Below are 20,796 nucleotides of genomic sequence, written 5' to 3' on the forward strand. Positions count from 1 at the left end.
GACGACTGCTGCCACACCGTTCATGATCAGGACAGGCACCATCAGATCATGAACCGGAGCCACCCATCCGAGTTAACCAGCAGAGTCCTACAGGTACGTAGAGCCGACGGTCTTCGTCGGGATGGACAACTCCATGCGCATCGCCCGCGAGGAGATCTTCGGCCCGGTCATCGGCGTGATCCCGTTCGACGACGAGGAGGAGGCGATCCGCATCGCCAACGACAGCGACTACGGCCTCGCGGGCAGTGTCTGGACCGCCGACGTCGACCACGGCGTCGAGGTCGCGAGCCGCATCCGCACCGGAACGCTGGGCGTGAACTACTACAACAGCGAGCTCAACGCCCCGTTCGGCGGTTTCAAGGCCAGCGGCCTCGGCCGCGAGGGCTTGGAGGCGTACGTGGAACACAAGTCGATCGCCCGCCTCGGCTGACACGCGGGAAAGCGCCCGGCTGCACGTTCCGTCCGGGCGCCATCAGCCGCCGAAGCAGGTTGACGCAGGTTTACGACTGGGAGACCTGCTTCTCCACCCAGTCGAAGACGCCGTTGAGCGTCTGCTTGTGCCGCTCGGCGCCGAAGATGTTGAGAAACCCCGGGATCGGGTTGACCTCGAGGATCATGTAGCCGTCCGCTGTCGGCAGGACGTCGAGGCCCGCCAGCGTGATCCCCATGACCCTGCTCGCCCGCAGCGCCAGCTCCATGAGCTCGGGCGGCGCGTCGAAGGACTCGAAGCTCGCCCCCTCCAGGGTCTTGCATCGCCACGACCCGGCGGCGGGCAACTTCAGCATGTTGATGGGCGCGACCTCACCGGCGACGGTGATGCGGTATTCGCCGTACTGGGTCGGGTAGAACGGCTGGCACACGAGCCTGCCGTACCTGGCGAGCAGGTCGTTGGCCACGTCCGTCTGCGTGCGGAAATCGGTGATGCGCTCGACGTCGACGCCGCGGTAGCCGAAGGATGGTTTGACGATGATGTCGCCCCATTCCTCCCATGCTCTTTCGATATCGGCGGCGGTGTCGGCCGAGCGGACAGGCGGGGTCGGCAGGCCGGCCTCGGCCAGTTTCTGCGCGGTGAGGAATTTGCTGTATCCGCGTACCCACACGTCAGCGGGGTCGAACATACGCAGGCCAGGGACATTACTCAGTACGGTCAACCGCTCCACGCGGTCCTGCCAGTCCTCGCCATAAAGCTTGGCCCTGGAGATGATGGCGTCGAAGGATTCGGCCGGCTGATCACCCACCGTGACGTTCAGGCCACCCGTTGTTCCCGGGGTGAAGGCGAGCTCTTCCAGCGTGAACAGGGACATCTCGTGCCCTCGCTCCTTGCCGGTCTCCACCAGGGCTGGAGCGTCTGGATCCATCTCCCCGTAGTCCCAGCCGAGCACGCCGATCTTCACGATGACCCTTCCCCGAGCAGTCCGTGACAGGTGTGTGATCGACGAGCGTGGACCCCCGGCCGTTACATGTCAAACCGGGTTATTTAGGCAGTCACTGACTGCACATAACGGAAATGTCAAGAGATGTCTTCTTGGCCGGGTTTAGGACTAGGTTTCGGTCGTCGAGAATGATCTAGACCGGAAGATGCGTGCAAAATGCCCATCTGGGAGACTTTGGCGACCCCTGACCCGCAAACCGCAGCCCGTTACCGCGCGGCTGGCTGGTGGCGGGAGTCCACGTTTCTCGATGATCTCGCCGGTGCCGCGGAGCGGCGTCCGAACCATCCGGCGATCATCAGTTATGAGGGTGGGGAACCGGCCAAGACCCTGACCTACGCCGAGCTGGCGGACACCGTTGCGCGCTTCGCGGGAGCACTGCGCGAACTCGGTGTCGGGCCCGGTGACGTGGTCGTGCTCTATCTGCCGAACCTGTGGATGCTCACCCCGCTCTACCTCGCCTGCAACCGGATCGGTGCGGTGAGCTCGCCGGTCATCCCGGTGCTCGGCGGGCGCGAACTCGCCCACGTCCTGCGGGCCAGCTCCGCCAAGGTCGCCGTGACCATCGACTCCTTCGACGGCGTCGACTTCGCGGGCCGCCTGGTGGAGGCCGCACCGGAGACCCTTGAGCACCGAGTCGTGGTGGGCGACGCCGCGGCCACCGGCGCCATCGACTTCGAAGAGTTCTTCGTCCGCACCGACCGCGACCCCGGCGACCCCGGCGACGTGGTGCCGCTCGGCCCCGACGACCCGGCGCTGCTGCTGTACACCTCGGGCACCACGGGCACGATGAAGGCCGTCGTGCACAGCCAGAACACCGTCTACGCGGCGGTCAGGGCGGTGTCCGAGCCGTACGGGCTGACCGAGGACGACGTCATCTCGATCCCCAACTACCTGACCCACATGGCGGGGATGAGCTACGCGGTCTACATGCCGCTGCACCTGGGCGGCACCTGCGTGATGCAGGACACCAACACCGACATGGAGCTGCTGCTCGACCTGATCGCCGCCCACCGGATCAGCTGGGCCTACTGCGCGCCTGGCTACCTGGTGAAACTCCTGGCCGGCCAGCGCAAGAACCCGCGGGACGCCGCCAGCCTCAACCGGATCGTGTCGGGCTCGGCGCCGATCCAGCCGCAGCTGATCAGCGACGTCCGCGAGGTGTTCGACATCCCGCTGCACGCCCTGTGGGGCATGACCGAGAACGGCGGCGTCACCGTCACCAGGCCGGACGACCCCGAGGGCTGGGCCGCGCACAGCGACGGGCGTTCCATGCCGTGGATGGAGATCAAGGTCGTCCCCGACGCCGAGGCCGAGGAAGGGGCGGGCAAGCTCCTGGTCCGCGGCGCCTCCCAGTGCCTGGGCTACCTGGGCCAGCGCGAGCTGTACGAGAACTGCCTGGACGCCGAGGGCTGGTTCGACACGGGCGACCTGGCCAGGGAGGACGGCCGCGGCGGCATCCGGATCACCGGGCGCAGGGTCGACCTCATCACCAGGGCCAGCGGCCAGAAGGTCTCCACGCTGGAGGTCGAGGCGGTCCTGCTGCGCCACCTGGCGGTCTCCGAGGTCGTCCTGGTCGGCTATCCGGACCCCGCCGTGCCCGGTGCCGACCTGGTCTGCGCCGTGGTGGTGTCCGACGGCCCGCCGCCCAGCCTGGAGGACCTACGCGAGCACCTGGCCGCCGAGAAGATGGCCAAGGTGCTGTGGCCCGACCGCCTCCAGTTCGTCTGGCAACTGCCCAAGAACTCACTGGGCAAGGTCCTGCGGCAGCCGCTGCGCGAGCGGCTCGAGATCGCTGCCTCGCCCCGATAATGACCCAGGACCTCGCGGAGGGACGGCGCTCACGCACCCTCGCCCTGTGGACCATATCGATCGCCCAGCTCATGTTCCTGCTGGACGCGACCGTCGTGAACGTGGCCCTGCCCAGCATCAAGGGGTCCCTCGGGTTCTCAGGCTCAGGCCTGGAGTGGGTGGTCACCGGCTACTCGCTCGCCTTCGGCGGACTCCTGCTGCTGGGCGGGCGCGCCGGTGACATCCTGGGCCGCAGGCGGATGTTCGTCGCCGGTCTCGCCCTGTTCACCGTCGCGTCCCTGCTCGGCGGGCTGGCGACCACGCCTTGGTGGCTGCTGGTCTGCCGTGCCGTACAGGGAGTGGGGGCCGCGGCGGCCTCGCCCGCGGCGCTGTCGCTGATCGCGACCACGTTCCCTGAAGGGCCCGAGCGGGATCGCGCGGTCGGGATCTACTCGGCGGTGGCCACGGCCGGTGGCGGGGTGGGGCTGCTCGCGGGCGGCGTGATCACCACGTACCTGTCGTGGCGCTGGGTGATGTTCGTGAACGTCCCCTTCGGGGTGTTCATCGTCATCGCCGCGATGCGGGTGCTGACCGAGACCGAGCGCGTGCGCGGCCGGTTCGACCTGGCGGGCGCCCTCACCGGCACCGCCGGGGTCACCCTGCTGGTGTACGGCCTGATCAACGCGGCCACCGACCAGACAGGCACCACCCACTGGGCCGACACCGACGTGCTGGTCACGCTGGGGGCGGCGGTGCTGCTGATCGCCGCCTTCGTGGCAAGCGAGCGGCGCAACCCGCACGCGCTGGTCCCCTTAAGGATCTTCATCGACCGGGTCAGGGCCGGCACCTACATCGTGCAGATCCTCAGCAGCACCGCCATGTTCGGCATCTTCTTCTTCCTCACGCTCTTCCTGCAGCAGGTCTGGGGCTACACCCCGCTGCAGACCGCGGTGGTCTACGTGCCGCTGACCGGCCTGCTGGTGTACGGCGCGCGGCTCAGCTCACGGCTGGTCGCCAAGACGGGGGTGCGCAACCTGGTGATCGGCGGCCTGCTGAGCGCGGCGGCCGGCATGGCCTGGCTGTCGCAGATCGGTGACTCCAGCGGCTACCTCACCGGGATGCTCGTCCCCACGGTCCTCACCTACGCGGGGCTCGGGCTCACGGGGGTGCCGCTCACCCTGTCGGCCATGTCGCGGGTGCCGGCCGAGGACTCGGGCACCGCCTCGGGGGTCTTCAGTGCGGCCAGGCAGGTCGGCGGCGCCACCGGCCTGGCGGTCCTGGGAACCGTGGCCTGGGCGGCGGCGTCCGCGATCACAGGTCCCAAACCGGCCAGCCGCTCGCTCGCCGACCACGCGCTAGCCGTGGGCGCGGGGCGCGGGTTCGCCGTCGCGGCGGGAATCGTGCTGCTCGCGCTGCTCGTCGCGGCGCTGACCTTACCGCGTGGGAGATCATGAACGAGTTCGTCGTCATCGGGGGTGGCATCGCCGGAGCGTCCGCCGGCTACTTCCTCGCCCAGCACGGCCGGGTCACCGTGCTCGAAGGCGAGCCGATCCCCGGGATCCACGCGACGGGACGCTCCGCCGCCTGGTTCTCCGAGTACTACGGAGGCCCCGAGGTACGCGCGCTGACCGCGGCCAGCCGGGACTTCTACGAGACCCCGCCCCCGGGATTCGGGGACGCCCCCCTGCTGAGCCCGCGTGGCGCGCTCGTGCTGGTGCCACCCGGGGCGGACGAGGAGTTCGACCAGGCGGTGGCCGAGGGCGCCGTCGAGGTGAGCACGGCCGAGTCGCAGGCGATGTGCCCAGTGCTGCGGCCGGGATACCACGACCGGGCGCTGCTCAGGCCGCGGGCCTGCGACCTGGACGTGGCGGCGGCCCACCAGGGATTCCTGGCCGGGATCCGGCGGCGCGGCGGCCGGGTCGTGACCGGTGCGCAGGTGCGGGCGATCGAGCGGGTTCCCGGTGGCTGGCGTGTCGAGACGGCCGCCGACGACTTCACCACTCCCTACGTGGTGAACGCCGCCGGGGCGTGGGCCGACGAGGTCGCGGACCTGGCCGGGATCGCCCCGATCGGTCTCCGGTCGCTGCGCCGTACGGCAGCGCTGGTTCCCGCGCCGGCCGGCCACGACGCGGCGGCGGTGGCGTCGTGGCCGATGGTCACCGACGTGGCCGGGACCTTCTACGCCAAGCCGGAGTCGGGCGGGCTGCTGCTCTCACCCGCAGACGCCACGCCGATGCCCCCGGGCGACCCCCGCCCCGACGACCTGGACGTCGCGCTCGCCATCGCCAGATTCGAGGAAGCAACCACCATCAAGGTGACACGTATCACCCATCGCTGGGCCGGGCTGCGCAGCTCGGTCGCCCATGACGTGCCCATAATCGGCGAGGCGCCCGACGACCCGGGTTTCTTCTGGCTCGCCGCTCTCAGCGGATACGGCATCCAGGTCGCCCCGGCGGCCGGACAGCTGCTGTCCGCGCTGGTCACCGGCGCGCCGCCGCGGGAACTCGCGGCCTGCGCTCCGGCGCTCGTCCCCGCATCACCCGTCAGGACCTCCTGATCCAGCGGGCACCGGTAAAGCCGGTGCCGAAGTCGCCCCACTAACCCCATGGGGCCAAGAGATCGGACAAGCATGTCGGAAATCATGTGGACCCTTCCAAATCTGGACAAAATCACCCGCACCCGGGTGCTCAACGGCCTGGCGGGCAACCAGGTCGACCACGGCCGCTACCGCCCCGTGACGAGGCTCTTCGAGGAGCAGGTTGATCGCACTCCCGACCGTCCGGCCCTGTCCTATCGAGCGACCACACTCAGCTACCGCGAGCTGGACGACCTGGCCAACGGTCTGGCCGCGGAGCTCGCCGAGGCCGGTGTCCGGCGCGGCGACGTCATCCCGCTGCTGCTGGTCAACAGCCTGGAACTGCCGCTGTCCATGCTGGCGCTGCTCAAGCTCGGCGCCGCCTTCGTGCCCTGCGACCCGGCCTGGCCCGCCGAGCGGACGCGGGCCGCGCTGGCCGTGATCTCCCCCCGGCTGGTCCTCGGCGACGGCCACCATCCCGTCGCGGCGGACCGCGTGATGCCCTCGCCCCACCGCGTGGCGATCGAGCCCGGACCGGACGAGGTGGCCTACGGGGTCTTCACCTCCGGCACGACCGGGACCCCCAAGTGCGCGCTCAACATCCACCGCGGTCTGACCAACCGGTTCAGGTTCATGTCGCGCTACTTCCACGCCGACGGGGAAGAGGTGGTGCTGCAGAACAGCAGGCACACCTTCGACTCGGCCATCTGGCAGCTGCTGTGGCCGCTGACCACCGGCGGACACGCCGTCGTCCCCGAACAGGGCGAGTTCCTGGACCTGGAGCGCACAGTCGCCACCATCGCCGAGCACCGGGTGACCATCACCGACTTCGTGCCCGCCACGCTCGCCATGATGGTGGCCCTGCTGGACAGCGAGCCCGAGGCCGTAGCCAAGGTCACCTCGCTGCGGCACCTGGTCGTGGGCGGTGAGGAAGTCGGCCCGCATGCCGTACACCGGCTCAGGACCCTCATCCCCGGTCTGCGGGTCTCCAACGGGTACGGCCCGTCGGAGGCCTCGATCGGCATGGTCTTCCACCCCATCGACTTCGCCGACGGCGACCATATCCCGCTCGGGCGGCCCATCGACAACTGCTACGCGATCGTGGTCGACAAGGAACTGGGCCTGCTGCCACCCGGCGAGATCGGTGAGATCGTCATCGGCGGTGCCTGCCTGGGCATCGGCTACCTGGGGGATCGCGAGCGGACCGACACGGTGTTCGTCGACAACCCGTTCGCCGAGATCCCCGGCGACAAGCTGTATCTGACGGGCGACCTGGGCTGGTACGACGAGGCGGACCTGCTGCGCTTCTCCGGCAGGGCCGACAGGCAGGTCAAGGTCGACGGGGTGCGCATCGAGCTGGGCGAGGTCGAGGCGGCCGCGGCCGGCTATCCGGGAGTCAGGCAGGCCAAGGCCGTCGCCGTACGGCAGGGCACCCGCACCCGGCTCGTCCTGGCCGCCGCGGCCAGCGCCGAGGTGACCCCGGCGGCGCTTCGCGAGCACCTGGCCACCCAGCTGCCGCGGACCAGCATGCCGCACCACTGTGTTGTACTGCCGGACCTGCCGCTCAACGACAACGGCAAGGTCGACCTCCGCGCGATCCAGACGCTGGTGGAAGAGCAGCTCGACAGCGGCACGCTGCCGACGGCGGGCGGGGCCGTCGACGAACGGATCGCCGAAGTCCTGCGGAGCGTGCTCGGCCTGGCCGACTTCGGCGTCCATGACGACTTCCTGGCCAGCGGAGGCGATTCGCTGACCGCGCTGACCGCGGTGCTCGGGCTGCGCGGGGTCGTGGACGTGCGGGTGGGTGTGCAGGACCTCTACGAGCTCAGAACCCCGGCCGCGCTCGCCAGACGGGTGCGCGACATGGCGGAGCAGGCCGGGTCCGCGGAGCTCGACGAGCTCGACGAGGCCGAGCTGATGGACCGCGACTCCCGGCTGCCCGCGGACATCGAGATCAACGCCGCCACCCCCGGGCCCCTGCGCGCCGTCCTGGTCACCGGCGCCACCGGATTCGTCGGCGCCCGGGTCGTCCACCAGCTGCTGTCGGCCACCGACCTGCGGGTGATCTGCCTGACCAGGGCCGCGGACCACGAGCATGCTCGGCACCGGGTGATAGACGCGCTCGGTGGCCAGCGGTTATGGGATCCCGGGATCGACGAGCGGCTGGACGCGATGGCCGGTGACCTGTCCAAGCCCTGGTTCGGCCTGGACATCCAGGAGTGGGAGGCACTGGCGGCCAGGTGCGACGCGGTGATGCACATCGGCGCCCTGGTGAACTTCCTGTTCGACTACCGCGCCCACCGCCCTGCCAACGTGCTGGGGACGCATGAGGTGCTACGCTTCGCCGCCCACGGCACGGCCAAGCCGCTGCACCACGTCTCCACCCTGGGTGTACTCGACCGGCACGCGGCGGCCGTCGGCCTGCCCCTCCCCGAGGACTTCGACCCGAGCGAGGCCATCCCCCCGCGCAGCGGCTACAGCCGCTCCAAGTGGGTGGCCGAACGCATGCTCTGGGAGGCCAGGGACCAGGGCGCGGCCATCACCGTCTACCGGCTCGGCGAGGTGATGCCGGCCGCCGACAACGGCGTGCCCAACCCGCGTGCCCTCACCCACCTGCTGCTCACGGCCTTCCAACGGCTGGGCACCCGCCCGGACGTGCCGATGCTCACTGACTACTCGCCGGTGGACGAGGTGGCCGCCCGGCTGGTGGCAGGCCTGACCGGACCGACCGGCACCTTCCACGTGTTCCGCCAGGAAAGCGTGGACCTCGCCGGCCTGCTGCCGGTGCGGGAGGTGCCCGCCGCCGAGTTCATGGCGGCCCTGGAAGGCGACCCCGAGCTCCACACGTTGCGCGCGATGCTGACGGGCACCGACCTGGCGGACCTGCTGGTCGACAACCCTGCCCTGTTCGTCCGCGATTCCGCTCTCGACGAGGGACCGCTCGACGCCGCGATCGATGCCTACCTCACTTCACTGAAGACTTCGCTGAAGGGAAATTGACATGCAATACCGGAAGATGGGCCGCCTTGGCTGGCAGGTCAGTGAGATCGGCTATGGAATGTGGGGCATCGGCGGTGGTCCCGGCGGGTTCACCGGATGGGACTACGACGTCGCGCCCCGATGCCTGGACCTGGCGGTCGAGCTGGGCTGCACCTTCTTCGACACGGCCTGGGTGTACGGCAGAGGCGTCAGCGAGCAACTGCTCGGCCGCCTGCTCAAGGACCACCCGGGCGCCGGGCTGAAGATCGCCACCAAGGTCCCGCCCAAGAACAGGGAGTGGCCGCCCCGCCCGACCGACACCCTCGACGACGTCTTCCCCGCCGACCACGTCAGGGAGTACGTCCAGCTCAGCCTGGAGAACCTCGGCGTCGACCGTATCGACCTGCTGCAGTTCCACGTTTGGGAGGACAGGTGGACCGCTGACGAGCGGTGGCAGCAGGTGGTCGCGGAGCTGAAGGACGAGGGCCTGATCGAGGCGTTCGGCCTGAGCGTCAACCGCTGGGAGCCGGCCAACTGCCTGAGCGCCATCGACACCGGGCTCGTGGACGTCATCCAGGTCATCTACAACATCTTCGACCAGGCGCCCGAGGACGAGCTGTTCGAACGGGCCCTGCGCGACGACATCGCCATCATCGCCAGGGTGCCCTTCGACGAGGGCGGCCTCACCGGCAAGCTCACCGCCGACACCGTCTTCCCCGAGGGGGACTGGCGGGCCACCTACTTCGGGCCGGAGAACCTCGGCCCGACCGTGGACAGGGCGGAGCGGCTGGCCAAGGTGGTCCCCGACGGCATGACCATGCCCGAGCTGGCGCTGCGGTTCATCCTGCACCACCCGGCGGTCAGCACCGTCATCCCCGGCATGCGGAGGCCGGAGCACGTGCGGGCCAACGTGGCGGTCTCGGACGGGACGCCGCTCGACCCCCAGCTGCTCCAGGAACTGCGGGCGCACCGCTGGGACCGTGAGCCGACCTGGTGGTCGATGTGACCGTGATCGCGATGTGGGCGCATCCGCGGGCGGTCTCCACCGCCTTCCTGCGGATGATGATCGAACGCGGTGACGTCACCGTGGTCCACGAGCCACTGGTCACGCTCACCGACTGGAACGAGGTGCAGATCCCGGGGCTCGACGGCGACGCCGTCACGCTGCACAGCCCGTCAGGGGTCCTCGCGCACCTCGCCAAGCTGGGGGCGGACCGCCCGGTGTTCTTCAAGGACACCCTCGAATACCGCCACCAGTACCTGTTCGACCACCCCGAGGAGATCGCCGGGTTCCGGCACACCTTCATCGTCCGCGACCCGGCCAAGGCCATCGCCTCGCACTACCTGATCAAGCCCGAGGTCGCCTGCCACGAGATCGGCTACGAGCACCAGTCCGACCTGTTCGAGCTGGCCTGGCAGGCGACCGGAGACCGTCCCGTCGTCATCCGGGCCGAGAGCCTGCTGGCCCGGCCTGCCGAGACGGTCGCCGCCTACTGCGAGGCCGTCGGCCTGCCGTACCTGCCGGACGCGCTGGAGTGGGTGCCCGAGGACCGCACCGAATGGCACAGGACCCGGCGCTGGCACCTGGACGCGATCAGCAGCTCGGGATTCAGCGCACCGGCCAAGGAGTACACGGCCACCGTCGACAACGACGAGCGGCTGCGCTCCTACTACGACCACCACCGCCCCTACTACGACCGCCTGGTCGAGCACGCTCTTGTCTGAAGGGACCGCCATGACGGACACGGCACAGCACACCGAGCCCGAGCTCTCGCCCGGAGAGCTCTTCGCCCGCGCCTACCTCAAGGAGCGGGACAGCGCGGAGGTGCAGTTCGACTTCACCATCACCGACGCCTTCAAGCCCACCCAGGACCGGCCTCGGGTGACGGTGCGCAACCTGTTCAAGAAGCGCCTGATCGACACGGACACCGTGAGGATCTGGTGCGAGTCGCGTTCCACCCCCGACGAGGCGGCTCAGGTCCACGAGTCCGGGCTGCGCCGCGAGGCCGCCTTCAAGTTCGGTATGGCCGAGTTCGGCGTCGCTCCGATCAGGGGCTGGGTGCAGATTCCCGACGAGCTGGCCGACGACGAGGAGGGCCTGGCCCGCTTCCTCGACTACCGCCTGCTGGTACGGCTCGCGACCGCCGAGAACCAGGCGCTGACCATCGGCGAGAAGGGCGTGCTCAGCCACCCCGAGGTGGCCAAGCTGCCCTACCGGCACACCTACGTCGACGGCGTGCTCGCGGCCTGCGACGAGATCGAGCAGACGGGCGCCACGGCGCACGCCATGGTGGTCAACCCCCGCGACTACTACACCCACATGGTCGGCGCGGGCAGCCTGCTGGAAGATCTGGCCCGCAACGGCACCGTGATCAGCCGGACCCGCATGGTCGAGCCGGGTTGCGCCCTGGTCGGCGACTTCGCGGTCGCCGCCCAGCTCCTGGACGCGGGGCGCTCGGTCATCAAGGTGGCAGAGCCCCCGGCGGGCACCTTCGCCGCCCCTGGCGTGGCGGTCTGCGCGGAGATCTACGAAGGCGTCGCGGTCCACCTGCCGACCCACTTCTTCCACGTCGTACCCGCGTAGCCCACCTGACCGTCTCTCGCTCGTGTTTGGAGGCCGGGGTGGGCCGGTGGAGGACGCCGCCCGCCCCGGTCGCCCGCGTTCAGCCGCCGCCAGGCTCCACTCGGATGGCGTCTGGGGCCCAGGCGTACTCGACGACGGGCAACTCAAAGCCCGCGGGAAAGCGTTCCATGAACTCCCGGGTGAGCCGGCCGCCGTTTCGCTCGTAGAACGCGACGGCCGGCGCGTTGTCGCGCAGCACCTCCAGGTAGACGGCCTTGCCTGGGTGATGCGTGGCCGCCCAGGTGAAGGCGTGCCGCATGAGCTGACGGCCGATGCCCGACCGTTTGCGGGCGGGGAGCACGTGCAGGGTTGTCCGGCAGGATCCGGCCGTCAGGCTGCAGGAGCGGTAGGCGACCCCGTGCAGGATCGCGTCCTCCACCACGACCACGAGGTACGAGCCGGTCCCGGCCGCGGACTCGGGGGTGAGCCTGGTGGCCCACATGGTCTTGCGCTCCGCCAGGAGCGATCCGTTGAGGTAGGTGACGGGCAAACCTGGCGACCTCCAACTCCCGGCCAGCCTGTAAGTGCCGAAAATTCGTCCGCACACGGTGAGCTGGGGTTATTCCAGTGTTGATCATTATGGTGGATGAATCGCAGTCGATCGCGGATGCGAGGCAAGGCCTGCTTGACGTGCATGGACGTAATTTTCGGCAGGCGCAGTGCCCTCGGCCGGTTCGACCGCCTCGAGGTATTGAGGCTCGACCAGAGCTCCCGCACGGAGGCCTCAATGGGCTGGATGATCGACATCGTTCCCTGGTGGCCGCTCGCGGGCCGTGAACGTTCACGGAAACGTATCCCGGACCCGATCCCGCGGTCAGTGTCGATGACGGGGCAGGGCGGTGATCAGGCAGAAGTCCGCCACACCGGCCGCGGCACGATCGACACCCGCCGAACGCCACCACCGGTGCCGCCGAAGTCGGCAGCGATCAGTTCGGCGACCGCCCGCGCGATCGCCGGGCGGTCGATCGCGAGCGTCGACAGCGGCGGATCCATGATCTCGCCGAGCGACAGCCCGTCGATGCCGATGATCCGGATGTCGCCGGGGACCGCCAACCCGATCCGGTGCGCCCCGACGATCGCACCGATCCCGATCAGGTCGTTGAACGCGATCACCGTGTCGGCCTCGGGCGCCGCCTCCCGGAGCCGGATCAGCGCCCGCGCGCCATCCTCGATCGTCAACCCGCTGTTCTCGACGTGCTCCAGGTCGACGATCTCGTTCAGCAGGCCACGACGCGGCGAGCTCCGGGCCGTCCCGGGCGCAACACTGTCGATCATGGCGAACCGCCTCGAGCCGCGCACCCGCGCTTCGCCGATCAACTTCCGCAAGCCCTCGGCGAAGTCGAGGTCGATCGCGTGCATGTACCTGGTCGACGGGTCGGCATCGATCCGCACGATCGGCAGCCCGGGCGCCGCGGCCTGCAGCAGCTCGTCCGGCACCGGCAGGTAGCCGACGATCGCGTCGACGTGCATCGCGAGCCCACGCACGACCTCGTCCACGTCCTGCCCGATCGTCGTCGCGATCGTGGACTGCCAGCCTCGCTCGGTCGCGACATCCATGATGTCGGCCGCCAGGTCCGTGTAGTACGGATTGCGCAGCGACTCGACCACGATGCCGATCGAGCGGTGCTTCTGCCGCGCGAGGTTGCTCGCGAACCGGCTCGGCCGGTAGCCGAGCTGTTCGGCCGCGTTGAGCACCCGCTTCCGCGTCTCCGGCGCGATGTCGGCCATCTCGTTCATGGCGCGCGTCACCGTCTGCCGCGACACCCCGGCCGCAGCGGCGACATCGTTGATCGTGACGTTTCTGCTGGGCACACGAGCAGCGTACCGGCCGAACCGCGGTCGTCAGGATCGACGCAGCACCGTCACGAACTCGAACCGGGCATCGTCCTCGAACCACGGGCGGAAGTTCGTGCCCCACGCGTTGTTGTGCAGCGTGAACGCGAACCCGGTGGCGGTGTCGCCCGGGTCGTTGTCGAACTCGTACATGCGTGGGCGCCCGAGGCTCACCACCGGGGCATCCATCGGTTCGATCGTGATCTCGTCCGACGCGTCGGCGTACCGGGCGAGCTCGATGGCGTGCCAGGTGCGCCCGCCGTTCCAGACGACATCGGCGGGGTCGACCGGCACGCCCGCCTTCTGCAGCCGCCACCGGCTCGGCGTGCGGGCGGCGGGATCGAACCGGAGCCACGACGACTCCGGGGCATAGAACGCGTCCTTGTCGCCGATCCAGAGCGTCGTGCGCACGGTCACCGCGCGCGGCTCGTCTAGCGGGGTGATCGCGTGCTCCAGGGTGATCTGGCGCGGGGCGCCCGCGTGCTCGGATGCCTCGTCGGCCAGCCGCAGTCGGCTGCGGACGTGCAGCGCCCCCGAGCCCTGCCACGTGACCGTGTCGACGACGCTCGGCAGGAACCGGCGCGTCGTCGGCACCGGCCGGAGCAAGTCCAATCCGGGCTTGCCCATATCGGGGAACGCCCAGATGCCGTTGCGATACGGGTCACGCACGTAGTCGTCCAGCCAGCGCTGCACGTCGGCAGCGCCGTACGTCCAGTACTCGTAGGCACCCAACGTGCGTGATGCCCCCTCCGCGGCACCCGTGTCGGCGAGCACCTCCCGCCCGTCGAGCACGAGGCTGACGAGCGACCCGTCGCCTCCGAGCTGGGCTCGCACCCGGCCGGCGCCGACCGTGCCATCCGCTGCCACGGCGCCGGCAGGGGCGGCGGGCACCGACTGGTCGAGCTCGGACGCGGCCACCGCGCGCAGCGGCTCGGGCAGCGCCCGCACCGAGTCGAGCGCGTTGGCGCGCTTCTCGTCGAACGCGGCGATCGCGCCAGAGTACCGGTAGGGCTCATCGAGAACGGGACTCATCCACCGTGTGTAGCCGAGTGTCAGCGGGATCGTCTCGTCGAGCACGATCACATCGCGCTCGCGCTGCTGGCGGAACACCTGCTTGTCGTACGACACGTAGTCGGGCATGTAGTGCTTGTGGTCGTACCCGCAGGTGTGCTCGGCGACGAGCATCAGCTGCTCGGCGAGGGCGCGCTCGGGCGCGCTGCCGAGCTTCAGTCTGCCGTCGGCGAGCCATCCCTCGCGGAGCCGGCCGAGGCGCTTCAGCGCGCCCGTCGTGATCGGGTCGGCCGCCATACCGTAGATCCACGAGTCGCCGATCTCCTGCGTGATGACCGGCAGGTTGGCGCGTGCCGCCCAGGCGGCCTGGCCGAATCCGTTCAGGTCGGATGCCACGACCTCGGCCTCGGGGTACCGCTCGCGCAGGCGCGCGAGCAGCGTCAGCACCTCATCTTCGCGCGGCGGCCCGTGGTTGTCGTTGGTGAACGAGAAGAACAGCCCTTCGGTGGAGCCGGGTACCGGCCGCACCGTCGCGAGCTCGGGGTCTGAGCCGTACTCGGGGTCGTACGAGAGCACGACCTCGCTGCCGTCGGGTGCCCGCCAGACCGCGTGCTCCGGCACATCCGGCACCGGCGAGGCCCCGTTCACGCCGATGTGCAGGTAGTTCACGCCGGCGGCCACGAGCGCCGGCACCAAGCCGATCGTGTGGCCCGGGACATCCGTCATCTTCGCGGACGTCGTGACGCGGCCGTACTCGGCGTCGAGCCGGGCGGAATAGGTCATACAGTGGTCGAGCAGGCTGCGCGACATCAGCTCGGTCTGGGTCGTGACCGGATAGGCGTGCCACGACACGAGCCCGTCACGGATGGCTCGGTCGAGTTCGGCGCGCTGCGCCGCAGTGCCGTCACGCAGCGCGTGCGTGATCAGCCAAGCCCCGGTCGTCCAGACGAACTCCGGGCGGCCGAAGCGGTCGGCAAGGTCGTTCGCAAGACGGATGGCGCCGGGAATGAACTCGTCGCGATACCGCCGGAGCACGTTCACTTCAAGGTCGGTGAACCCGACGTCGAGGTGAGTCTTGAAGACCACGTGGATCTTGGAGAAGGTGGCCCGTGCGGCCTGGGATTCGTCGGTCTGCGCCTGCGTTCGCCATCGATCCACCAGCATGAGGTCTCCTTTATCGCCGCGGTCACGGTCGGCACCGATGCCGAAAGTCCACCTGGACGGCACTGTTGCCGCCTGGTCATTGTGCACGAGCCGTGAACGTTCACGGCACCCCACTTTGGGTGAAGTCTCCGGAAAAGTCCCGACGCTTGTGGGTGCCCGAAACTCGGCCGGCGGGCTGATCTGGGGTTTGGCGTTTCCGCGCTGGTGGGCATGATCGCTGTTCATGGCGTTGCAGCTGGTTTATCTGATCTTGGTTCGGCTCGCGGGGTTGGGTGGTGCTGCTGGGTCGCTCGCAGAGGTTGAAGGATGCGGAGATTCTGGTCCTTCGTCATCAACTCGCGGTGTTGCGTCGGCAGGTGGCAAGGCCTCTGCCGTCGTGGGCCGATCGGGCGGTGATCAGCGCGTTGGCGCGTCTGCTATCTCCAGCCGGTCGTCGGCAGTTGTTCGTGACGCCGGGCACGCTGCTGCGCTGGCACGCGGATCTGGTGCGGCGGCGCTGGACCTTCAAGCGCGGCAGCCAGGGCCGATCTCCCATCCGCGCCTCCGTCCGGGCCTTGGTACTTCGTTTGGCTCGGGAGAATCCGCTGTGGGGTTACCGGCGGATCGCTGGGGAGCTCGCCTCTCTGGGCTGCCGGGTGGGGGCCTCCACGGTGTGGCTGATCTTGAAGAAGGAAGGCATCGACCCGGCGCCGCGACGCGCGGGACCAACCTGGAGTGAGTTCCTGCGTGCTCAGGCCGAAGGGATCTTGGCATGTGACTTCTTCCACTGCGACACTGTGCTGTTCCAACGCCTGTATTGCCTGGTCGTCATGGAGATCGGCAGCCGCCGGGTGCACGTCCTCGGTGTCACCGGGCATCCGACCGGGCCGTGGCTTGCGCAGCAGGCCAGGAACCTGATGATCGAACTGAGAGACAGGGCGGAGGGGTTCAGGTTCCTCATCCGCGATCGGGATACCAAGTTCACCGCGATGTTCGACGAAGTCTTCACGGCCGCAGGCATCCGCATTCTCAAGAGTCCACCTCGGGCTCCGCCAACGCGTTCGCCGAACGTTGGATCGGCGGCCTGCGCCGAGAACTCCTCGATCGGATCCTTATCGTCAACGCCCGCCATTTACGACGCGTGCTGGCTGCCTACGAGACCTACTTCAATGAGCATCGCCCACATCGCTCCCTGGGGCAGGCCGCCCCGCTGCGAGCCCTTCCCGACCCGGTCGAGGATGACATCAGGGTCATCCGACGTGACCGCCTCGGCGGGCTGATCCACGAATACGCGCAGGTCGCATAGGGCGGCCGAGTTCTTGGCACCCACACGGTCGAGGAGCCCGGCCTCACCGTGCCGTCGCCATCGGTTGACCCACTTCGAACCACAGGCACGCGAGATGCCCATCTCTGCGGCGACGTGAGCGATCGGCCGAGTTCGGCACCGGTTGATGAGCCGACGACGGCCTTCGACACTCAGCGGAGCATTCGCATGAGTCACCTGACGACCTCGACACTCCGGTCCCGCGGTGCGATCAGGCGCAGCGAGGGCAGCAACATGAGCAAAGCGAATCCGGTCAGGGCAGCGGCCACCCACACCGGCCCCAGATCACCGGAATCCGACAGAGCCACCGCCCCGACTGCCGGACCCGCCGCGGCCCCGATGTTGAGCGCGGCGGTTGCATAGGAACCCCCCATTGTGGGCGCTTCGGACGCCGTGTAGAGGACCCGTGCGATCAGAGTGCTTCCCACTGCGAACGCCAAGGCCCCCTGGACGAAGACCAAGATCAGTAGCGGTACGGGGTGCGCCGCGAGCAGTGCGAGAGCCAGCCACCCCAGTAGCAGGACGGGAGCGGCCACCCCGAGAGTCACCCAGGGGTGCCGGTCGGAGAGATGCCCGGCGGCAGTCACTCCGACGAAAGATCCAATGCCGAACAGCACAAGGGCAAGCGGCACCCACACCTCATCCAATCCAGCGGTCTCGGTCACAACGGGTGCGAGGAAGGTGAATGCGGCGAAGGTGCCGCCGTTGACCAGCGCTCCGAGGAGCATCGCCATGAGCAAACGGGGCGCTCGGAGCTGGGCCAGTTCGAGGGCCAGTGATTTGCCACCGTCGGACCCTGGCTCCGTGGGGAGGCGGATCCCGGTGAGGATGCCGACTGCTGCGGGAACGCACAGCAGCGCGATGGCCCAGAACGTGGCCCGCCACCCCATTGCGGTGCCGAGCAGTGTGCCCGCGGGGACTGCGCCTGCCGATAATGTCATCCGTGCAGGTCATATGGCTTGTCCCGCGACTCCTGAGGTGCGTCCGCTCTGGCTCTCGAAAGGGGCCGAATCGCGGCAAAATGATCGCTCGTGCTTCTCCGCCTTGCCTACCTCACGGTCACGAACGCCTTTGCCGCGCTGCGGCTGCTGCCGATGGGGGATCGAGACAAGGACGCCAAGATCCTTGCCCTGCGCCACCAGATCACCGTTCTTGAACGGCAGCTCGGCACGGACACCAAAGTGAAGTTCGCTCCCGAGGATCGCGCCTTCCTCGCCGCGCTCCTGACATCGCTGCCCCGCGAGGTCCTGTGCCGGCTGCGGCTCCTGGTGCGTCTGGACACCATCCTGCGCTGGCACCGTGATCAGTTGAAGCGGCGTCACGCTCGCACTTGTCAGAGGAGACGGCCTGGTCGCCCGCCCACCGTCCGGTCCATCCGCGTGCTCATTCTGCGTCTGGTCCGGGAGAACCCCTCGTGGGGTTACCGGCGCGTGCACGGCGAGCTGGCCACCCTCGGCATCAAGGTCGCGCCCTCCACCGTGTGGGAGATCCTCCAGCAGGAAGGCGTAGATCCGTCCCCTGAACGTCGTCGGTGACGTGGGCGGACTTCCTGCGCTCGCAAGCCGGCGCGCTGCTGGCCTGCGATGTCATCGAGGCCGTCACCCTGAACGGGCAGCGCCAGTACATCCTGGCGGTCATCGAGCATGCCGCCAGGCGCGTACGCGTGCTGGGCACCACGGCCCACCCGACCGCCACCTGGGTCATTCAGGCGATCAAGAATCTCGTGATGGACGTGGAAGATGGGGGCTGCCGGGCGCGCTTCCTGATCCGAGACCGAGACGGGAAGTTCCCGGCCCTGATGGGTGAGATCCTCGCCGGGGCCGGTATCCAGACCGTGTTCACTGGTATCCGGATGCCGTGGATGAACTCCATGATGGAGCGGTGGGTGCAGTTCTGCCGCCGCAAACTTCTCGACCGCTGTCTGCTGTGGAAGGAACACCATCTGCGCCACGCCCTGCGCGAGTACGAACGGGTTCTACAACCAGCACCGAGCGCGCTACGCCCTGGCTCAAGCGGCGCCGCTACGCTCCGTTCCGAATCCGATCACGGATACAGAGCGAATCACCGACCTGAACATACGCCGAAGGGATCGACTCGGCGGAGTTCTCCACGAGTACTCACATGCAGCTTGAAATGCGTGGATGGACTTTTCGGCAGGCGCAGTCCTGAAGGAGTACCGACATGTGGCTTGACCTGGCCGGATGATTAATCGGCACCCGCAGGTTGCCCAGCCCGTTGTTCGGATCGCGGGGGTCGAGGAAGGCCGAGCCGCGAATGACACGGATCTCGCCCGGCAGCACCACTCGTCGGCTTGCGGCCCTCGCGGCTGGGAAACTGGGGCGGGACCCGGTCTTGTTCGTGCTGCTCACGCGCTGGGGCACAGGACGAACAGTGGGAAGGCGCGGCGGCTGGGGTGGTTGCCGATCTCCTTCAGCGCTGCGCGGATGTCGCGCAGGTGGCCGGTGGTCATCTGCAGTGGGGGCTCGTCGGGCTGGTAGACGGTGCGGATCGGATAGTCCACGCCCGGTTGCCGGGTCATCTCGATGTGGCAGCCGAGTACGTGGGTGACCTTCCGGTGGTCGCAGAAGTCGATCAAGCGATCGATCGTCCGGATGAATGCCTGCCAGTCCGTGATGTAGAGGCGGCCGGGGTAGACCGTGTCGCCGGTGAGGAGGAACCCGGTCCATGGGTCGTAGAACGTGACAGCCGCTTCGTGGTGGCCTGGGGTGGCCAGACACTCCAGCGCCCGGCTTCCGAGGTCGATCTGCGCCAGGGCATCGGGGTGGTCGGCGAATCCGAAGTAGGGCCAGGCGGTGGCGAGCTCCGCGCCGATCACGGTGGTGTCGGGACGATCGGTGAACTGGCCGTCGCCGGCGATGTGGTCACCATGCGGATGGGTATGCAGCACCAGCAGTTGGTACCCGTGCCGGGGGTGACGGGCGAGCCAGGACTCGATGAGCTCGTCGACCACCTGGCGAAGAGGGAAGAACTCGGCGGATGCGGTGGCTCCGGTGTCGATCAGCACCGCCCGGGCGTTGCCGAAGAGCAGGAACAGGAACGGCGCCTCGTAGTCGATCGCCATGTTCTGCCGGAGGATGAACGTGTGCTCGTCGTAGGCGTGGACCTGGATGTCCGGGTCGGTGTTGTGCTTGGCCGATGGCGAGCCGTGGATCCACCGGACGTCCAGCGCACGAGGTCGGGGGGTCGCTCCGGTGAAGTCGATCAGGCAGGTGCGGGCACCCATGACGTCTCCTTGAGTGCGTCGTCTTGGCGGGCCGGGTACGGCGCACATCTCGTCCGGGGCAGGCACTACGAACCTCCGTGGGGACGGTAACACTGTCCCTGCCGATAGTGCCATCCATGCAGGTCATTCCGCTTGTCTGACTGATCTCTTCGTGCGCCGGCGCTGCTCTCGGAAGGGACAGAGTCGCGGCAAGATGATCGCTTGTGATTCTCCGCCTGGCTTATCCGGCCGTCACGAACGCCTTCGCTGTGCTGCGGTTGTTACCGCTGGGGGATCGAGATTCTTGCCTTGCGTCACCAGATCACCGTTCTTGAACGGCAGCGCGGTGCGTTCATTTCTGCGGCTGGTCTGAGAGAACCTCTGGTGGGGTTTGCCGGTGCGTGCACGGCGGGCTCGCCACCCTCGGCATCAAGGTCGCGCCTTCCACCGTCTGGGAGATCCTCGAGCAGGAAGGCATGGATCCGTCCCCTGAGCGGGCATCTGTGACGTGGGCAGACTTCCTGCGCTCCCAAGGCGACGCGCTACTGGCCTGCGACTTCATCGGGACCGTCACCCTCAACGGGCGGCGCCGGTACATCCTGGCCGTCATCGAGCGCGCCACCAGGCGGGTCCGGGTACTGGGCACCACCGCCCATCCGGCCGCCACCTGGGTCATCCAAGCGATCAAGAATCTCGTGATGGACCTGGAGGACGCCGGCTGCCGAGCGCGACATCTGATTCGCCACCGGTTCCAGTCCGCATGGAGGAGATCCTTGTCGGCACCGGCATCCAGACCGTGCTCACCGGTGTCCGGATGCCGCGGATGAACGCGGTCATGGAGCGGTGGGTGCAGTCGTGCCGCCG

The 20,796-nt window shown here is 68.6% G+C and carries 16 protein-coding genes, 3 pseudogenes and 1 riboswitch; of the genes and pseudogenes, 12 read left to right on the forward strand and 7 right to left on the reverse strand.

All coding sequences use genetic code 11. The annotated features are described in order from the left end of the window. Positions 1-94 precede the first annotated feature (94 nt). Positions 95-430: pseudogene (locus ACIBHX_RS44900) on the forward strand (aldehyde dehydrogenase family protein); the annotation flags it as partial. Between the two features lie 70 nt (positions 431-500). Here the strand turns inward: ACIBHX_RS44900 and ACIBHX_RS44905 are convergent. Then, positions 501-1,394, reverse strand: a complete 894-nt coding sequence (locus ACIBHX_RS44905; protein ID WP_397074191.1) for a RimK family alpha-L-glutamate ligase — start codon at positions 1,392-1,394, stop codon at positions 501-503. 195 nt (positions 1,395-1,589) lie between these two features. Between ACIBHX_RS44905 and ACIBHX_RS44910 the strand changes: the two genes are divergently transcribed. The 7 genes from ACIBHX_RS44910 (at position 1,590) to ACIBHX_RS44940 (ending at position 11,359) form a co-directional block, all read left to right on the forward strand. Then, positions 1,590-3,242, forward strand: a complete 1,653-nt coding sequence (locus ACIBHX_RS44910; RefSeq protein ID WP_397074193.1) for an AMP-binding protein — start codon at positions 1,590-1,592, stop codon at positions 3,240-3,242. Beyond that, on the forward strand, positions 3,242-4,675 hold the full coding sequence (locus ACIBHX_RS44915; RefSeq protein WP_397074195.1) for an MFS transporter: 1,434 nt from the start codon (positions 3,242-3,244) through the stop codon (positions 4,673-4,675). The genes ACIBHX_RS44910 and ACIBHX_RS44915 overlap by 1 nt, the downstream gene beginning before the upstream one ends. Beyond that, complete coding sequence (locus ACIBHX_RS44920; RefSeq protein WP_397074197.1) at positions 4,672-5,778, forward strand: NAD(P)/FAD-dependent oxidoreductase; 1,107 nt, start codon at positions 4,672-4,674, stop codon at positions 5,776-5,778. The genes ACIBHX_RS44915 and ACIBHX_RS44920 overlap by 4 nt, the downstream gene beginning before the upstream one ends. An 84-nt stretch (positions 5,779-5,862) precedes the next feature. Beyond that, positions 5,863-8,796, forward strand: coding sequence for an amino acid adenylation domain-containing protein (locus tag ACIBHX_RS44925; protein WP_397074199.1), 2,934 nt, complete (start codon positions 5,863-5,865; stop codon positions 8,794-8,796). Between the two features lies 1 nt (position 8,797). Further along, on the forward strand, positions 8,798-9,781 hold the full coding sequence (locus ACIBHX_RS44930) for an aldo/keto reductase (RefSeq protein ID WP_214327474.1): 984 nt from the start codon (positions 8,798-8,800) through the stop codon (positions 9,779-9,781). Then, a complete protein-coding gene (locus tag ACIBHX_RS44935) occupies positions 9,778-10,500 on the forward strand; it encodes a hypothetical protein (RefSeq protein WP_397074201.1) in 723 nt (240 codons plus the stop codon). The genes ACIBHX_RS44930 and ACIBHX_RS44935 overlap by 4 nt, the downstream gene beginning before the upstream one ends. A 10-nt stretch (positions 10,501-10,510) precedes the next feature. Beyond that, positions 10,511-11,359 (forward strand): family 3 encapsulin nanocompartment shell protein, encoded by an 849-nt coding sequence (locus ACIBHX_RS44940; RefSeq protein ID WP_214327476.1) that lies wholly within the window; start codon positions 10,511-10,513, stop codon positions 11,357-11,359. A 79-nt stretch (positions 11,360-11,438) separates the two neighbouring features. Here the strand turns inward: ACIBHX_RS44940 and ACIBHX_RS44945 are convergent, their stop codons facing one another. From ACIBHX_RS44945 to ACIBHX_RS44955, 3 genes are all read right to left on the reverse strand, one after another. Continuing rightward, the gene (locus ACIBHX_RS44945) at positions 11,439-11,888 is read right to left on the reverse strand and encodes a GNAT family N-acetyltransferase (protein WP_397074203.1); all 450 of its coding nucleotides are present in this window, start codon (positions 11,886-11,888) and stop codon (positions 11,439-11,441) included. A 353-nt stretch (positions 11,889-12,241) separates the two neighbouring features. Continuing rightward, entirely contained in the window at positions 12,242-13,210 is a 969-nt protein-coding gene (locus ACIBHX_RS44950; RefSeq protein ID WP_397074205.1) for a LacI family DNA-binding transcriptional regulator, read from the reverse strand. Between the two features lie 30 nt (positions 13,211-13,240). Then, positions 13,241-15,406, reverse strand: coding sequence for a DUF5054 domain-containing protein (locus tag ACIBHX_RS44955; protein WP_397074206.1), 2,166 nt, complete (start codon positions 15,404-15,406; stop codon positions 13,241-13,243). Positions 15,407-16,274: 868 nt separating this feature from the next. On the opposite strand from ACIBHX_RS44955, the gene ACIBHX_RS44960 reads away from it, so the two are divergent. Beyond that, the gene (locus ACIBHX_RS44960; protein ID WP_397074208.1) at positions 16,275-16,691 is read left to right on the forward strand and encodes an integrase core domain-containing protein; all 417 of its coding nucleotides are present in this window, start codon (positions 16,275-16,277) and stop codon (positions 16,689-16,691) included. Positions 16,692-16,715: 24 nt separating this feature from the next. Here ACIBHX_RS44960 and ACIBHX_RS44965 read toward each other — a convergent pair. After that, positions 16,716-16,886, reverse strand: a pseudogene (locus tag ACIBHX_RS44965) (helix-turn-helix domain-containing protein); the annotation flags it as partial. After that, positions 16,883-17,629, reverse strand: a pseudogene (locus ACIBHX_RS44970) (MFS transporter); the annotation flags it as partial. The pseudogenes ACIBHX_RS44965 and ACIBHX_RS44970, both read right to left, overlap by 4 nt. A 111-nt stretch (positions 17,630-17,740) precedes the next feature. Here ACIBHX_RS44970 and ACIBHX_RS44975 point away from each other — a divergent pair. After that, a complete protein-coding gene (locus ACIBHX_RS44975; protein ID WP_397074210.1) occupies positions 17,741-18,244 on the forward strand; it encodes a hypothetical protein in 504 nt (167 codons plus the stop codon). Next, entirely contained in the window at positions 18,241-18,918 is a 678-nt protein-coding gene (locus ACIBHX_RS44980; RefSeq protein WP_397074211.1) for a hypothetical protein, read from the forward strand. Before ACIBHX_RS44975 ends, ACIBHX_RS44980 begins: the two co-directional genes overlap by 4 nt. Before the next feature lie 156 nt (positions 18,919-19,074). Here the strand turns inward: ACIBHX_RS44980 and ACIBHX_RS44985 are convergent, their stop codons facing one another. Next, positions 19,075-19,953 carry an MBL fold metallo-hydrolase gene (locus tag ACIBHX_RS44985; RefSeq protein ID WP_397074212.1) on the reverse strand — a complete coding sequence of 293 codons (879 nt, stop codon included), beginning with the start codon at positions 19,951-19,953 and terminating at the stop codon, positions 19,075-19,077. 12 nt (positions 19,954-19,965) lie between these two features. Continuing rightward, positions 19,966-20,032, reverse strand: a riboswitch (guanidine-III (ykkC-III) riboswitch). Between the two features lie 301 nt (positions 20,033-20,333). Between ACIBHX_RS44985 and ACIBHX_RS44990 the strand changes: the two genes are divergently transcribed. Then, positions 20,334-20,759, forward strand: coding sequence for a hypothetical protein (locus tag ACIBHX_RS44990; RefSeq protein WP_397074214.1), 426 nt, complete (start codon positions 20,334-20,336; stop codon positions 20,757-20,759). The last annotated feature ends 37 nt before the right edge of the window (positions 20,760-20,796 follow it).

It is taken from the genome of Nonomuraea sp. NPDC050536 (genome assembly GCF_044457685.1).
In the GTDB taxonomy this organism is placed as follows: Bacteria; Actinomycetota; Actinomycetes; order Streptosporangiales; family Streptosporangiaceae; genus Nonomuraea.